The following is a 15282-nucleotide window of genomic DNA, read 5'->3' on the forward strand; positions in this document are numbered from 1 at the left end:
GTTACAATAATGGCCGAAAATAACGGAGACGCGGACAGTAAGCGCTGGCTGTGGCGCGCGGTCAAACGCGTGCTTGCGGGCGAGGATGCCGAGCGCGGGCTGCGCGCCCAGCTCGAGGATGCGATCGACGAGCACCGCGAGGACGGGCCGCCGTCGCCCGACGACTTGTCGGCGACCGAGCGCCAGATGCTCAAGAACCTGCTCCATTTCAGCGAGCACGACGCCGACGACGTCGCCATTCCCCGCGGCGAGATCATCGCCATCCCCGCCAGTGCCACCTGGGACGAACTGATCGCCGCCTTTGCCGAGCATGGCCATTCGCGCCTGCCGGTCCACGGCGAGACCCTCGACGAAATCGTCGGCATGGTGCTGATCAAGGACGTCTTCCCGTTCCTGGCCGAAGGCAAGCCGCCGAAGGACTGGGCGCCGCTGATGCGCCAGCCGCTGTTCGTGCCGCAGGCGCGCGGCGCACTCGACGTGCTGGCCGACATGCGCGCCAGCCGCATCCACCTGGCGGTGGTGGTGGACGAATATTCCGGCACCGACGGCATCATCACGATCGAGGACCTGGTCGAGGAGATCGTCGGCGAGATCGAGGACGAGCACGACGACGCACCGACCGCGCTGCTTGTCCCGCTGGGCGACGGGCTGTGGGACGCCGACGCGCGGGTCGAACTCGACGAGGTCGGCGAGCAGGTCGATCCCGCACTGGCCGAGACCGAGGAAGCGGTCGACACGCTGGGCGGCCTGGCGGTGATGCTGGCCGAACAGGTGCCCGGCGTCGGCGCGATGCTGGCGCACCCCAGCGGCTGGACGATCGAGGTGACCGCCGGCACCGAGACGCACCTCACCCGCCTGCGCCTGCATCCCCCCGCCCCAGCCGAAGCCGAAGCCTGATGGCGATCCGGCGCCTGCCCCCACTGCGCGCGATCGAGGCCTTCGTGCGCATCGTCCGCCTGGGTTCGGCGCGTGCCGCCGCCGACGAGCTGGGCCTCAGCCCCAGCGCGCTGTCGCGTCGGATCACCGCGCTGGAGGAATTCATCGGCAAGCGGCTGTTCACGCGCCAGCACCAGGCGATGAAGCTGACCGACGACGGCAATTCGTTCTACGCCGCGGTCGGCCCCAAGTTCGACGAGCTGGCCGCCGCGGTCGAAGGCCAGGTCGAGGACAGCCGCGTCCTGCGCCTGCACCTTGGCGTGCTGCCGCTGTTCGGGACGCAGCGGCTGTTCCCGCGCCTGCCCGAACTGAGGAAGGCGCACCCGCGCCTGCATATCGACATCGATACCGGGGCCCACCTGGAAACCCGCGTCGGCGATACGCTGGACGCCGCGATCGTGCTGGCGCGCCAGCCCGATGCGACGTTCCATTCGGTCCAGCTCGACCAGAACCGGGTCTATGCGATCACCAACCATGCCCTGGCGGGCGAAATCGGCCCGGTGCCCGATGCCGCGATCCTGTCGCGCCAGACCTTCCTGATCCACACCGAACTGCCCGACAGCTTCATCGCCTGGAAGGAAGCTGTCGGCCTGCCGGACCTCGAACCCGCCGCGGTCGATCACTACGATTCGGGGCAGATGATCCTCGAGGCCGCCGCCAACGGCATGGGCATCGCGATCATGCACGACGACCATTTCCGCCGCGCCCACGACAACCGCATCGTCCGCCTGTTCGATATCGAAGTGGCCAGCCCCTATTCCTACTGGTTCGTCTGCCGCCCCCACGCGCTGGACCTGCGCAGCGTGCGGATCTTCCACGACTGGATCGTCAAGGCGGGGCTTTAGCGGCGGCTTTTAGGCGCGTTCATCGAATAGCGATATGTCGCGATGTTGTGTGGGAAGCGGACATGGCAACATGCGTTAGTATGACTTGGCAGGCCTCCCAATGGGTTCGCAGATGATCGGCGTATCAGTCGACAAGACCGGAGGGTTGTTCGGATCGAGTTGAGGGAAATCGTCACCCAGTCCGCCCTTCTCTAAGACGCGAAAAATTGGTTCTTTTCTGAATTGCAAACCTGCATTTGCCCCTTGGGCCGATTTAAGAGCTTCGATCAACTCGCTCAACGATGCCGGGTCGACTGGCCTACCCGGGCCAACCATCGTGCTCAGCTTCAACCATGCAGCCCTTTCGACCGCGTTGTTCGCACGAAATGAGTCGATGAACCGGTAAGCGCGGCTGATGGCGGCAATCTGCTCGGCGGGGAAATGGGTCACGGTCTCGGCTGCCACCTGACTGTCCCAGACAGCTGTCGGAAATGTGTAGGACGGCGGTCCCCCGATCGGGCCGAGCGACGGAATGCGCCCCGATTTCGTGGCTTGCGTTACGATCAAAGACAACTCGTTGAGTCGGGCGTCCACGCACTTCCGAATGGAAATTCTGTCATCCATCAGTGCGAGGTTGTTACCCACTTCATGCCGCAATTGCGTTCGAGCCTCAGCGACCTTCGACTGCCATTCTACGTCAGACACCCACGCCTCTAAGCCCAGCGCGATTATCACGCCCATGACGATTATTCCCACCTCGCCCAAAAACTCACGCCAGCCGTGCAGTGGTTTAGGCAAATGGATATGCATACATACTCCGGTCCTTGGCTGACGCTAACAGAAGCGCTGATGCCTGCAATCGGGCGGCGTCTCACTGTCGGCTGTGGGGTCGTTTGCAGACTCACCGCTTCAAGCATCGCACACGAAAAAGGGGGGCGGATTTCTCCGCCCCCCTGTCCGCTCAAATGGCTTGGCGCTCAGCCTTCGCTGACGCTGGCCTTGACGATCTTGCCCGGCTCGCGCGGGGGTTCACCCTTGGGCAGCGCGTCGACGTTTTCCATGCCTTCGACCACGTTGCCCCAGACGGTGTACTGGTTGTCGAGGAAGCGGGCATCGTCGAAGCAGATGAAAAACTGGCTGTTGGCCGAGTTCGGCGCGCTGGTGCGGGCCATCGAGGCGGTGCCGCGCACGTGCGGCTCGGCGCTGAATTCGGCCTTGAGATCGGGCTTGGACGAGCCGCCCATGCCGGTGCCGTTGGGGCAGCCGCCCTGCGCCATGAAGCCGGGGATCACGCGGTGGAACTTGACCCCGTCGTAGAAGCCCTCGCTCGCCAGTTCCTTGATCCGCTCGACATGGCCGGGGGCCAGGTCGGGGCGCAGCTTGATCTTGACGTCCTTGGGCGTGCCGTCGCCGGTGTCGAGGGTAAGGGTCAGGTATTCGTCGGCCATGGGTCATCTCCTGGAATGCGGCCGCCGATATAGGGCGCACCGCGCGAATGTCACCCGCTCGCGCGGCGCACGGTTGCATTTGCCGCATCGCCCCCTAGACCGCAGGCAATGGCCGCCGAACCGTCCGATCCGCTGCTCGAGAAGGCGCCCGCGCCGGCCGCGGCGGACGTGCGCGACGAGGCACGGGGGGACGCCCGAACCGACGCCCGCTCCGACGCCCGCTCCGACGAAAGCCTCGATGCCGAGAACCGCCTCAAGCCGGACTACGTGCGCCGCGTGCGCGAGGCGGTGGAGGCAGGCGAGCACGAGGCGGTCTACGACCTGGTCGAGCCGCTTCACCCCGCCGACATCGCCGACCTGATCGAGCTGCTCGACAGCGACGAGCGTGCCGCCTTCGTCGACGCCATCAGCGACCTGATGGGCGGCGAGGTGATCGCCGAGCTCAACGACCACGTCCGCGAGGAGCTGGTCGAGAGCCTGCCGGCCGAGGCGGTCGCCGACATCGCCGAGCAGCTCGACACCGACGACGCTGTGGCGATGCTCGAGGATCTCGACCGCGAGGACCAGGAAGCGGTCCTTGCCGAGATGGAGCCGGAAGACCGCGCCGCGATCGAAAGCGCGCTGGCCTATCCGGAGGAATCCGCCGGCCGCCTGATGAGCCGCGACTTCGTCGCGGTGCCCGAGCACATGACCGTCGGCATGCTGATCGACTACTTGCGCGACGATCACGACCTGGCAACCGAGTTCTGGGAAGTCTTCATCGTCGACGCGCGTTTCATGCCGGTCGGCACCTGCCAGCTGTCATGGGTGCTCACCAGCCCGCGCCACATCGCGCTGACCGACGTGATGAAGCGCGACCAGACGCTGGTGCCGGTGACGATGGACCAGGAAGAGGTCGCGCTGCGGTTCCAGAAATACGCGCTGATCTCCGCCGCCGTGGTCGACGAATCGGGCCGCCTGGTCGGCCAGATCACCGTCGACGACGTGGTCCACATCATCCAGGAAGAGGCCGGCGAGGACTTCCTGCGGCTGTCCGGCGCGGGCGACGGCGACATCAACGAGCCCTTCGCGCTGACGGTGCGGACGCGGCTGTCGTGGCTGGTCGTCAACCTTGGCACGGCGCTGCTGGCGGCCTCGGTGGTCGGAGCGTTCCAGGGCATCATCGCCAAGTTCGCGGTGCTGGCGGTGCTGATGCCGATCGTGTCGGGCATGGGCGGCAATGCCGGCACCCAGACGCTGGCGGTGGTGGTGCGCGCGCTGGCCACCAACCAGCTGACCAGTTCCAATACCGTCCGCATGATCCTGCGCGAACTTCGCATCGCCGCGGTCAACGGCGTGTCGCTGGGGATCCTGATCGGCTCCGCCACCGCGCTGGTGTTCCACAACCCGCTGCTGGGCGGCGTGATCGCCGCGGCGATGGTGATCAACAACCTGACCGCGGGCCTTGCCGGCATCGCCGTGCCGGTCACTTTGGACCGGCTGAAGATCGATCCGGCGGTTTCGTCGGCGGTGTTCGTGACCACGGCGACCGACGTGATGGGCTTCTTCTCGTTCCTCGGCCTCGCCGCGCTGACGGGCGTGCACTGATGGCGCTGAGCCTGACCAAGGTCGCTTACGGTGCGCTGTCGCTCGAGGAGATCACCGGCTGGTTCTCCGCGCGCGGCCCGGTGGCCCGGCTGACCACGCGCTACCTGCCCAAGCGCCATGCCGAGATCGTGACGGGGGCGGCCGATCCGGGCGGCAACGGATCGCTGTTCTGGATCTTCAAGCACCAGCTGGTGGCGCGGACCGAGATCCTCGGCTTCGAGGACGCGCCCGACGGGCGCACGCATATCCTGATCGACCCGCGGGTGCGGCTGGTGCGTCCGGTGCCGCGCCGCGCCCACCAGGGCTGGCGCTACCTGGCCGAAGCGGACGCCCCGCGCGATCTCGTCGACGGGGAGGAAGTGGGCGAGGTCCTGCCGCCGCGCGTCGCGGGCGAACTGGCGCGGCTGGGGCTGGTATGAACCGCTGGGCCGAAGCGGCGCTTGACGGCGCGCGATCAACGCTTGGTTGGCAGCGCGGTGTACCGCTGGCAGGGATCGGGGCATGAACCCGGCCGAACATTTCGATGCGCTGCACGCGCTGGCCGGGCTGCTGGTCGGCCTGCTGGTCGGCATCACAGGGGTCGGCGGCGGGTCGCTGATGACGCCGCTGCTGGTGCTGATGTTCGGCGTGGCGCCGGCCACCGCGGTCGGGACCGACCTGCTTTATGCCGCCACCACCAAGTCGGTGGGCATGGGCGTGCACGGCTTTCGCAACTCGGTCGACTGGAAGGTCATGCGCCGGCTCGCCACCGGCTCTCTGCCCGCCGCGGTGCTGACGCTGATCGCGCTCAACACGTTCATTCACATCGGCAAGAACGCCAGCCACGTGATCCTGATGGTGCTGGGCTGCCTGCTTCTGGTCACCGCCGCGGGCGTGCTGTTCCAGGACCGCCTGCTCGATTACGGCAAGCGCTACGAACCGATCGATCCGCGTCATAACTACCTTCCCACCGTGGCGCTGGGCGCGCTGCTGGGTGTGCTGGTGACGATCACCTCGGTCGGCGCGGGCGCGATCGGCGTCACCGTGCTGCTGATGATGTACCGCTACCTGCCGGTCAGCCGCATCGTCGGCACCGACATCGCCCACGCGGTGCCTCTGGCCTTCCTGGCCGGAGCCGGCCACTGGCTGCTGGGCGACGTCGACTTCGTGCTGCTGGGCAACCTGCTGATCGGGTCGATACCGGGCGTAATCGTGGGCAGCCTGGTGTCGAGCCGCGCCCCCGACAAGTGGCTGCGCCCGGCGCTGGCCGCGGTGCTGACGCTGTCGGGCCTGCGCATCCTGCTTCAGTAAGTCAGCGTGACAGCCACCAGTCCAGCAGGTGATGCGCCACCGCGTAGGGCGGCGGGGCCAGGAACGCGCCGTCGTCCGCGCCGGTCATCGCATGGGCGACCTCTTCGCGGCTGAACCAGCGCGCATCGTCGAGCTCGGTCGTGTCGATGACGATCGCCTCGTCGTCGGTCTGGGCGTGGCAGCCGATCATCAGCGATGCCGGGAACGGCCACGGCTGGCTGGCGACATACGTGACGTCGCGGACCCGTACGCCGGCTTCCTCCAGCACTTCGCGCGCGACCGCGTCCTCGATCCCCTCGCCCGGCTCGATGAAGCCGGCGAGGGCGGAAAAGCGCCGCGCCGGGTAGCGCGGCTGGCGGCCCAGCAGCAGGCGGCCGCCGTTCTCGACCAGCATGATGGTGACCGGATCGACGCGGGGGAAATGCTCGGCGGCGCAGGCGGGATCGGTGCAGGTGCGCTGCCAGCCGCCCTTGGCGATCCGCGTCGGGTGGCCGCTGCGCGCGCAAAAGCGGTGGCGGGCGTGCCAGTCGACCAGGCTGCGCGCGCCCGCATAAGTCGCCAGGTCGCGCGCCGCCATTGCCGCCATCGCGCCCCACAGCCGCGGTGACGGCGGGGCGACGCTGCCCGCAAGTTCGGGCGGCACCGCGGCAAAGCAGCCGCGCTCATGCTCGTTGGCGTCCGCATCCAGGCCCAGGAACACCAGTTCGTCGGCGTCGCCCGCCTCTGCCAGGGTGCCCCATTCGAGCCCGCCGTCTGCGCCCAGGACGGGGTCCAGCCCGTCCATCCGCAGCAACCGCGCGCGGTGGTCGGTCAGCACGGCAAGCCGGGCGGGATCGGAGCGGACGGGATCGGCGCGGTCCAGCCCGCCGCCGGCAAAGGCGATCGTCACGCGGCCAGCTTGCCCGCCATCGCCGCCAGGTCGGACCGCACGGCAACCGGGAACGCAGCGTGGATCGGGTAGGCGTCGGACGGCATGTACTGGGTGTAGAAGCCGGCGCGGATGCCCCGCTTGAGGTCGGCAAAGGCAATCGTGCCGGCCGCGCCGCCCCACCCGTAGACGCCGGCGCTTTCGCCCAGGCCGACGCGCCCACCGGCCCCGAAGCCCGATCCGTCGGGACCGGGCACGCCCGCCGGCAGGAGGTTGGACGTGCCCATCCTGACCGCGCTTTCGCTCATCACCCGGCGCGTGCCGAGTTTGCCGAAGCCGACCAGCATCTGCAGGAAGCGGTCGTAGTCGCGCGGGCTTGATACCAGCCCCGCGCCGCCGAACGGATAAGGCGGCGGGTCGAGGAAGATCGAATTTCGCGCCGGGTCGAGCGGCAGCAACGCGCCGTCCAGCACGCCGTAATTGCTGGTCAACCGGTCCTTCAGCGCGGGCGCCACCGCGAACCCGGTCTCGCCCATGCCGCAGGGACCGACGATCCGCTCCATCACGAAGCGGTCGAACGGCATGCCCGAGACCACCTCGATCACGCGGCCCATCAGGTCGAGCCCGACCGAGTAGGACCACTTCGTCCCCGGCTGGTAGACCAGCGGCATCGCCGCCAGCGCGTCGGCGAAGGCGGCCAGGCTGGGCAGGACCTTGCCGCCCGACAGGCCCGGTATCGGCAGCCGCGTGGCCGCCGCCGGGACCAGCCCGGCCGCCATGTAGGCCTGCTGGATCGGGCCCTTCTGGATGATGTGGTAGCCCAGCCCGGCGGTGTGGGTCAGCAGGTTGCGGATCGTGATCGGCGTTTTTGCCGCCTCGACCTGATCAAGCGGGCCGCCGGCGTCCTTGAGCACCTGCATCGCCTTGAACTTTGGCAGGATGTCGCTGAGCGGCTGGTCGAGCCTGAGCTTGCCTTCGTCGACCAGGATCATCGCCGCCATGCCGGTGATCGGCTTGGTCATCGAATAGATGCGGAACAGGCTGTCGGCCCCGATCGGGGTCGGCGCGTCGAGCGACTGGCGGCCGCGCGCCAGGAAGGTCGGCGGCGCCTGGCCAAAGCCGACCGAGGCAACTGCGCCGGCCAGCTTGCCGCCGTCGACATAGTCGGTCAGCATTTTTTCGATGGCGGGAAAGGAGGGCGCCGGGGCGGCCAGCGCCCAGCGCGGCGCCGCCATCATCCCCGCGCCGAGCAGGCCCGCGCCCAGCAGCCGGCGGCGCGACAGCGCGGTAGTCTCGATTGCGATCATGACCCTCTCCAAACCCGTTTCAGTGCAGGATGGGCGATGGCCGGCGGGCGGTCAATCGCGGCCACCTTGCAGCCGCCGCGTGTGTTATCCATATAACGCACATGCTCAACCTGCTCTCGATCCTGATCGGTCTTTTCGCGCTGCTGCTGGCGATCCCCTCGGTCATCCCGTTCCTTGGCTGGGGCAACTGGTTCGTGCTGCCCGTGGCGCTGGCGGGCGCCGGGATCGGCGCGCTGTCGCGCTCCAACGGCGGACGCAATTTCTGCCTGGTCGTGCTGGCGCTGGCGGTGCTTCGGCTGATGCTGGGCCACGGCATCTTCTAGGGCTGGCCGCTTTCCGCCAGCGCCCGCTGCGCGGCGCGGGCGAACAGCGTCGGCAGTCCGGCCTCGGCCAGCCGCGCGATCGGCCACCATTCGCCGGCCGGGGGATCGGCGATGCCGTCGGCAGTCCTGACCGCCAGCACCAGGTCGAAATGGGTGAAGCCGTGGCTGACGCTGCCGGCATCGCGCCAGCGCGCCGCCGCGGGCGGCTGTCCGGTACCGTCTGCGCGCGCAGACCAGCCATCGTCGGGCAAGGCGCGCATGCCGCCCAGCAGCCCGCGCGGCGGCCGCGTGACCAGCAGGACGCTGTCCCCGCGCGTCAGCCACCAGGCGGTACCGCGCCGTTCGGGGCGGATGCGTTTCGGCGCCTTGACCGGATAGCGCTCCTGCTCGCCCGCGGCGCGCGCCGCGCAGGGGGCGGCCAGCGGGCACAGCAGGCACTTTGGCGCGCGCGGGGTGCAGATCGCGCTGCCAAGGTCCATCATCGCCTGCGCGAAATCGCCCGGCCGATCCGCCGGGGTCAGGTCCGCCACGTGCCGGCGCAGCAGCGTGCGAGCGCCGGGCAGCGGCGCGGCAACGGCGTAAAGCCGCGCGGCGACACGCTCGACATTGGCGTCGAGCACGGCGGCCGGCTCGCCGAACGCGATCGCCGCGACCGCGGCGGCGGTATAGGCGCCCAGGCCGGGCAGCGCGCGCAGTTCCGCCTCGGTACGCGGAAAGGCGCCGAGCGCCCCGACCACGCGCGCTGCCGCCACCAGGTTGCGGGCGCGCGAATAGTAACCCAGCCCCGCCCACGCCGCCATGACGTCGGCCTCGTCCGCACTCGCCAGCGCGGCCACCGTCGGCCAGCGGGCGGTGAAGCGCTCGAAATAGGGAATCACCGCCGCCACCGTGGTCTGCTGCAGCATCACTTCCGACAGCCAGACGCGGTAGGGATCGGGCGGCGGCGCGCCGGGCGGGCTGCGCCACGGCAGGACGCGTGCGTGGCAATCGTACCAGGCCAGCAGCGTCGCGGTCACGTTGGCGAAAGCGACGGTCTGGCTGCTGGCGTCCATCGCGCCGCTATGGCATTGCCCCGCCGGCAATGGAACGGGATCGCACCACCCCCAAGGGCAAGCCGAAGAAGGGCGCCGCCGCACGCCCTTACGAGCGGCCGCGCGGCGGCGCGCCGCGCTCCATCGGCGAGCTTATGCCCGACGTCGGCCGCACCGCCTTTCGCCGTTTCGGATTCGTCCAGTCCAGCGTGGTGACGCGGTGGAGCGAAATCGTCGGCGAGCGTCATGCCCGCGCCTGCCAGCCCGAGGCGATCCGCTTTCCCCCCGGCGAAAAGGCCGAGGGCATCCTGGACCTGGTTGTGCTGCCGGCGCACGCGCCGCTGATCGCGCACGTCGTTCCCGAGATCATCGAGCGCGTGAACCGCTTCTTCGGCTACCGCGCGGTTTCGCGGGTCAAGATCCGGCAAGGCGCGGTTAAGGCGCCGCCTGCTTCTGGCCCGGGTGGAGGAAGGCCGGCCGCGCCGCCGTCGCTGCGCCCGATCCCGATGGAACTGGGCGAAAGCCTGCGCGATATCGGCGACCCGGAATTGCGCACGGTGCTGGAATCGCTGGCGCGCAGCATGGGCGTGGCCGCCGAAGGGGAAGACGAACGATGAAGCCGATCCGATTTGCCGCGCTGGCCCTGGTGGCGGCCTTCTCGCTCGCCGCCGGACCGGCCGCCAACTGGAACACCGTGGTGGCGCGCACGCCCACCGGCGCGAACATCCTTGGCAATCCCGCGGCCAAGGTGCTGCTGACCGAATATGCCAGCTACACCTGCCCGCATTGCGCCGATTTCGAGCGCGAGGCCGGCGGCGCGCTGCGGCTCGCTTACGTGTATCCGGGCAAGATGCGGTGGGAAATCCGCAACTATGTCCGCGATCCGGTCGACCTGGCCTGGGCGATGGCGGCCAACTGCGGGCCGAAGGAGAAATTCTTTCTCAACAATGCCGCCATCTTCGGCAGCCAGAAGGTGTGGAGCAAGCCGATGACCACCGCCACCGAGGCGCAATCGGTCCGCTGGCGCAACCCCGACCTGGCGCAGCGCAACCGCGCCATCGCCGCCGACTTCAAGATCTTCGAGATCATGGCGACGCGCGGCTACGACCGCCAGACGATGGACCGCTGCCTGACCGACAAGGCGCTGGAAGCGCGCCTGGCCGCGCAGACCGACGCGGCCGATGCCGCCGGCATCGATTCCACCCCCAGCTTCGCCATCGATGAAGAGGTGCTGGTCGGCACCCACAGCTGGGACTTGCTGGCGCCACAGCTCGCCGCGCGGTTCTGAGCGCACTGTCCCCGGCAGCAAGCTGTGGACCGTCGCACCTGCGCGCGCGCAGGCCCTTCAATATCCCCGCAGGACCGGCTAGCCTGCCGGCCATGACCCGTCCCTGACTGGAGCGCGCGATTCCATGCCCACCAAGTTCCTCATCGCCCCCCTTCTCCTCGCCGTCGCGCTGATTTCCGCGTGCAAGCAGGACGGGCCCGCCGCCACCGGCGCGCCCGGCGGCGCGCAGACCGCCCCGATCGCGCCACCCGCAGGCAAGGCCTGGGCCGACATGATCGTCAAGACGCCCGAGGGCGGCTACCGGATGGGCAACCCCGACGCGCCGATCAAGCTGGTCGAGTTCGGATCGCTGACCTGCCCGCACTGTGCCGAGTTCACCGAGCTGGGCGCCGCCGACATCCGCGACAAGTATGTTGCCAGCGGCCGCGTTTCCTATGAATTCCGCAACTTCGTGCGTGACCCGCTCGACATTACCGCGACGATGCTGGTGCAATGCGCACCGCCGGAAAGCTTCTTCGCGCTGACCGACCAGGTCTTCGCCAACCAGTCGGCCATGTACGACAAGATCCAGGCCGCGGGCGAAGCGGCGCAGAAGGCGATCGGCGAGGGCCCGCCGGCGCAGCGCTTCATCGGCTATGCCAACCTGGCCGGGCTGACCGACTTCTTCTCGGCGCGCGGGCTGGCCAAGCCACAGGCCGAAGCCTGCCTGTCCAACGTGGCCAAGGCGCAGGCGTTCGCCGACGCCACCGAAAAGGATGCGGCCACTTACGACATCCAGGGCACGCCCACCTTCCTGCTCAACGGTTCGAAGATCGAGGCCAACACCTGGCCCGGCATCAAGGCCGAGCTGGAGCGCGCCGGCGCGCGCTGAGGCCGCGCGCGGGGGCGCCATGCCATGAAGATCAGCCGGCTCAAGCTCAGCGGTTTCAAGAGCTTCGTCGAGCCGGCTGAACTGCGCATCGAGCCCGGCCTGACCGGGGTGGTCGGCCCTAACGGCTGCGGCAAGTCCAACCTGCTCGAGGCGATCCGCTGGGTCATGGGCGAAGCCAGCGCCAAGTCGCTGCGCGGCGGCGGCATGGAGGACGTGATCTTCGCCGGCACCGCCCAGCGGCCACCGCGCGATTTTGCCGAAGTGGTCCTGACCGCCGAGATCAGCGGCGACGACAGCGCCGGCGGTAGCGGGGCCAACGACCGCGAACTGGAAGTGGTGCGCCGGATCGAGCGCGGCGCCGGCAGCGCCTACCGCGTCAACGGCCGCGACGTGCGCGCCAAGGACGTGGCGCTGGTCTTCGCCGATGCCGCCACCGGCGCGCACAGCCCGGCGCTGGTCAGCCAGGGCCGCATCGCCGCGGTAATCGCCGCCAAGCCCGCCGCCCGCCGCGAGATGCTGGAGGAAGCGGCCGGCATCGCGGGCCTTCACGTGCGCCGCAAGGATGCCGAACAGAAGCTCCGCGCGACCGAGGCCAACCTCGCCCGGCTCGACGACCTGACCGCGCAGCTCGACGCGCAGATCGGCACGCTGCGCCGCCAGGCCCGCGCCGCCGAACGCTACAAGGCTGTCAGCGACAGGATCCGCCTGGCCGAGGCGCGGCTGGTGTTCGCGCGCTGGCGCGATGCCGCCGCCGCTGCCGCGGCGGCGCGCAACGACGCGGTCGCGGCCGAAGCGCGGGTCGCCGCCGCGCAGGCCGAGACGCAAGGCGCGCAGGCGCTCCAGCACGCCGCCGCCGGGGCGCTGGCCGAGGCGCGCGACGAACTGGCCGACCGGCGCGACGATGCCACCGCCCACGCGCACCGCATGGCCACGCTGGCAAGCCAGCTCGAAGCGGCCGAGGACAAGCTGGCCGACCTTGACCGCCAGCAGCGCCGCCTCGACGAGGATCGCGGCGATGCCGATCGCCTGACCCGCGATGCCGCCGCCGCGCTGGCGAAGCTGGAGCACGATGTCGCCGCCGGCGAAGCCGCGCTCGCCCGCGACGAGGCGGCCCGGCCCGCGCTGGCCGGCGCGCTCGAAGACGCTGACCGGGCCGCCCGCGGTGCCGAACTGGCGCTGGCGCAGGCGACCGCCGAACAAGCCGGGGCCGAGGCCGAGTGGCGTATCGCCGAGGCGGCGCTGGCCGCTGCCGGTCAACGCCTCGATCGGCTCGACCGCGAAACCCGCCGCCAGGCCGAGGCGCTGGCCGCGCTCGATGCCGAGGAAGCCGGCGAAGACCGCCTGGCCGCCGCCGCCGCCCGCCGCGACGCTGCCACCGCCGCGCTGGCTGACGCGCGCAGCGCGCTGGAGGGACTGCAGGACAAGCGCCGCGCCTTGCAGCAGGACCGCGATGCCGCCGCCGCGGCGCTGTCCGCCGCCCGTGCCGAACTGACCGGGGTCGAGCGCGAACATGCCGCGCTTGCCCGCGACCGCGAGGCGCGGGCGCGGCAGGCCCGGGGCGGCCAGGGCCTGCCTGCCGCGCTCGACCGCATCCGCGCCGAGCCCGGCTATGAGCGCGCGCTTGCCGCGGCACTGGGCCGCGACGGCAAGGCGCTGCTGGGGCGTGCCGCGGGCGACGGCCGGTACTGGACCGGCGCCGAGGCCGTGACCCCGGTTGGCGGCGCGCTGCTCGAACACGTCCGCGACTGCCCGCCCGAACTTGCGGCGCGGCTGGCGCTGATCGTCGTCGCCGATGCCGACGACGGGCGCGCGCTGGCGCCCGGGCACTGGCTGGTGACGCGCGCGGGCGCGCTGCGGCGCTGGGACGGGTTCGTGGCGCGCGGCGAAGGCGCCGCCGACGCCGCCCGGCTCGAGGCGGAAAACCGCTTCGCCGCGCTGGGCGAACAGCTGCCGGCGCTGCGCGGCGCCGTCAGCGCAAGCGAGGCGGACGCAGCCAGGGTCCAGGCGGACCTGTCCGCCGTTCAGGGCGAGGCGATCGCGGCGGAGCGGGCGCTGGCCGCCACCGCCGATGCCGAACGTGCGGCGCTGCGCGTACTCGACCAGGCCGAGGCGGCGCTGGCCCGTCGCGCCGCCCGCCGCGCCGAGCTGGCCGCGGCGACCCAGGACCTTGCCGCGCAGCGCGCCGAAGCCGAAGGTGAGCGCCGGGACGCCGAGGAGCGCCGCGCCGCCCTGCCCGATCCCACCACCGGGCGCGCCCGCCTCGATGCCGCGCGCGCGCGCAACGATGCGGCGCGTCAAGGGCTCCAGGCGGCCAGCGCGGCGCTGGCTGCGCACGAGCAGGCGCTGGCCGTCGCGCGCGAGCGGACCGCCGCCCAGCAGGCCGACCGGACGGGCTGGCAGGCCCGCGCCGGCGATGCCGCGCGCCGCCTGGCGGCGACCGCGCAGCGGCTGCAGGAGATCGCCGCCGAGCGCGCCGTCGCCGCCGCCAGGGCACCCGCGCTGAGCGCCGAGATCGAGGCCGGCGACGAGGTTCGCCGGCGGCTCGGCACCGAGCTCGAGACCGCGGAGGCGAAGCTGGCCGCGGCCACCGCCTCCGCTGCGGCCGCCGACGCCGCCCTGGCTGGCCTGGCCGAAACGCTGGCAACCGCGCGCGAGGCCCGCGCCGGCGCCGCCGCGCGCGCCGACAACGAGGAAGCCCGCCGCGCCGAGATGGCCGCCGTCTCCGGCGAACGGTTCCAGTGCCCGCCGCCGCTGCTGCCGGGCAAGTTCGCGTTCGAGCCCGCCGACGTCGCGACCTCTGCCGAGGAATCCGCCGCGATGGACCGCCTCTCCGCGGAGCGCGAGCGGATCGGCCCGGTCAACCTGGTTGCCGCCGACGAACTGGCCGAGGCTGAGGCGAAGCAGGGCGCGACCCGGGCCGAGCAGGCCGAACTGACCGAGGCGGTTCACCGCCTGCGCGGCTCGATCGGCAACCTCAACCGCGAAGGGCGGGAGCGTCTGCGCGCCGCGTTCGAAGCGGTCGACGGCCATTTCCGCCGCCTGTTCACGCGCCTGTTCGATGCCGGTGGAGATGGGGGCGGCCAGGCGCACCTGGCGCTGGTCGATTCGGACGATCCGCTCGAGGCCGGGCTCGAGATTTTCGCCCAGCCGCCGGGCAAGCGGCTGCAATCGCTGACGCTGCTGTCTGGCGGCGAGCAGGCGCTGACCGCGGTGGCGCTGATTTTCGCGCTGTTCCTCACCAACCCGGCGCCGATCTGCGTGCTCGACGAAGTCGACGCCCCGCTTGACGACGCCAATATCGAGCGGTTCTGCGACCTGCTCGAGGCAATGACGCAGGAAACCGACACGCGCTACCTGATCGTCACGCACAACGCCGTGACGATGAGCCGGATGCACCGCCTGTTCGGCGTGACGATGGTCGAGCGCGGTGTCAGCCGGCTCGTCAGCGTCGATCTCGAAGCTGCGAGCGAGCTGGTTGCCGCCGAATGATCAGGGCCAAGTGATCAGGA

The 15282-nt window shown here is 70.5% G+C and carries 15 protein-coding genes; 10 read left to right on the top strand and 5 right to left on the bottom strand.

The window, feature by feature from the left end; genetic code table 11:
- Positions 1-9: 9 nt before the first annotated feature.
- Complete coding sequence (locus ACOYW6_RS07340) at positions 10-897, top strand: hemolysin family protein (RefSeq protein WP_423140678.1); 888 nt, start codon at positions 10-12, stop codon at positions 895-897.
- Positions 897-1781, top strand: coding sequence for a LysR substrate-binding domain-containing protein (locus tag ACOYW6_RS07345; RefSeq protein ID WP_423140679.1), 885 nt, complete (start codon positions 897-899; stop codon positions 1779-1781). The genes ACOYW6_RS07340 and ACOYW6_RS07345 overlap by 1 nt, the downstream gene beginning before the upstream one ends.
- A 75-nt stretch (positions 1782-1856) precedes the next feature.
- Here ACOYW6_RS07345 and ACOYW6_RS07350 read toward each other — a convergent pair whose 3' ends face one another.
- Complete coding sequence (locus ACOYW6_RS07350) at positions 1857-2570, bottom strand: hypothetical protein (RefSeq protein ID WP_423140680.1); 714 nt, start codon at positions 2568-2570, stop codon at positions 1857-1859.
- A gap of 167 nt (positions 2571-2737) precedes the next feature.
- Positions 2738-3208, bottom strand: coding sequence for a peptidylprolyl isomerase (locus ACOYW6_RS07355; RefSeq protein ID WP_423140681.1), 471 nt, complete (start codon positions 3206-3208; stop codon positions 2738-2740).
- 108 nt (positions 3209-3316) lie between these two features.
- Between ACOYW6_RS07355 and mgtE the strand changes: the two genes are divergently transcribed.
- The 3 genes from mgtE to ACOYW6_RS07370 all read left to right on the top strand — a co-directional run bounded on the left by mgtE (position 3317) and on the right by ACOYW6_RS07370 (position 6085).
- Entirely contained in the window at positions 3317-4795 is a 1479-nt protein-coding gene (gene mgtE / locus ACOYW6_RS07360) for a magnesium transporter (RefSeq protein WP_423140682.1), read from the top strand.
- Positions 4795-5214 carry a DUF1489 family protein gene (locus tag ACOYW6_RS07365; protein ID WP_423140683.1) on the top strand — a complete coding sequence of 140 codons (420 nt, stop codon included), beginning with the start codon at positions 4795-4797 and terminating at the stop codon, positions 5212-5214. Before mgtE ends, ACOYW6_RS07365 begins: the two co-directional genes overlap by 1 nt.
- Positions 5215-5296: 82 nt before the next feature.
- A complete protein-coding gene (locus tag ACOYW6_RS07370; RefSeq protein ID WP_423140684.1) occupies positions 5297-6085 on the top strand; it encodes a sulfite exporter TauE/SafE family protein in 789 nt (262 codons plus the stop codon).
- Position 6086: 1 nt separating this feature from the next.
- Here ACOYW6_RS07370 and nudC read toward each other — a convergent pair whose 3' ends face one another.
- Positions 6087-6974, bottom strand: coding sequence for an NAD(+) diphosphatase (nudC, locus tag ACOYW6_RS07375; RefSeq protein WP_423140685.1), 888 nt, complete (start codon positions 6972-6974; stop codon positions 6087-6089).
- Positions 6971-8260, bottom strand: a complete 1290-nt coding sequence (locus tag ACOYW6_RS07380; protein ID WP_423140686.1) for a serine hydrolase domain-containing protein — start codon at positions 8258-8260, stop codon at positions 6971-6973. Before ACOYW6_RS07380 ends, nudC begins: the two co-directional genes overlap by 4 nt.
- A 101-nt stretch (positions 8261-8361) precedes the next feature.
- Between ACOYW6_RS07380 and ACOYW6_RS07385 the strand changes: the two genes are divergently transcribed.
- On the top strand, positions 8362-8583 hold the full coding sequence (locus tag ACOYW6_RS07385) for a hypothetical protein (protein WP_423140687.1): 222 nt from the start codon (positions 8362-8364) through the stop codon (positions 8581-8583).
- Here the strand turns inward: ACOYW6_RS07385 and ACOYW6_RS07390 are convergent.
- A complete protein-coding gene (locus tag ACOYW6_RS07390) occupies positions 8580-9635 on the bottom strand; it encodes an A/G-specific adenine glycosylase (RefSeq protein WP_423140688.1) in 1056 nt (351 codons plus the stop codon). The two genes, ACOYW6_RS07385 and ACOYW6_RS07390, sit on opposite strands and share 4 nt — an antisense overlap.
- 29 nt (positions 9636-9664) lie before the next feature.
- Here ACOYW6_RS07390 and ACOYW6_RS07395 point away from each other — a divergent pair, with 29 nt between their 5' ends.
- The 4 genes from ACOYW6_RS07395 to ACOYW6_RS07410 all read left to right on the top strand — a co-directional run bounded on the left by ACOYW6_RS07395 (position 9665) and on the right by ACOYW6_RS07410 (position 15262).
- Complete coding sequence (locus ACOYW6_RS07395) at positions 9665-10231, top strand: DUF721 domain-containing protein (RefSeq protein WP_423140689.1); 567 nt, start codon at positions 9665-9667, stop codon at positions 10229-10231.
- Positions 10228-10902 carry a thioredoxin domain-containing protein gene (locus tag ACOYW6_RS07400; protein ID WP_423140690.1) on the top strand — a complete coding sequence of 225 codons (675 nt, stop codon included), beginning with the start codon at positions 10228-10230 and terminating at the stop codon, positions 10900-10902. The genes ACOYW6_RS07395 and ACOYW6_RS07400 overlap by 4 nt, the downstream gene beginning before the upstream one ends.
- Before the next feature lie 124 nt (positions 10903-11026).
- Positions 11027-11773, top strand: a complete 747-nt coding sequence (locus ACOYW6_RS07405; protein WP_423140691.1) for a thioredoxin domain-containing protein — start codon at positions 11027-11029, stop codon at positions 11771-11773.
- Positions 11774-11797: 24 nt separating this feature from the next.
- Positions 11798-15262 (top strand): chromosome segregation SMC family protein, encoded by a 3465-nt coding sequence (locus ACOYW6_RS07410; RefSeq protein WP_423140692.1) that lies wholly within the window; start codon positions 11798-11800, stop codon positions 15260-15262.
- Positions 15263-15282 lie beyond the last annotated feature (20 nt).

The sequence above is a fragment of the Parablastomonas sp. CN1-191 genome (genome assembly GCF_049354825.1).
GTDB lineage: Bacteria > Pseudomonadota > Alphaproteobacteria > Sphingomonadales > Sphingomonadaceae > Novosphingobium.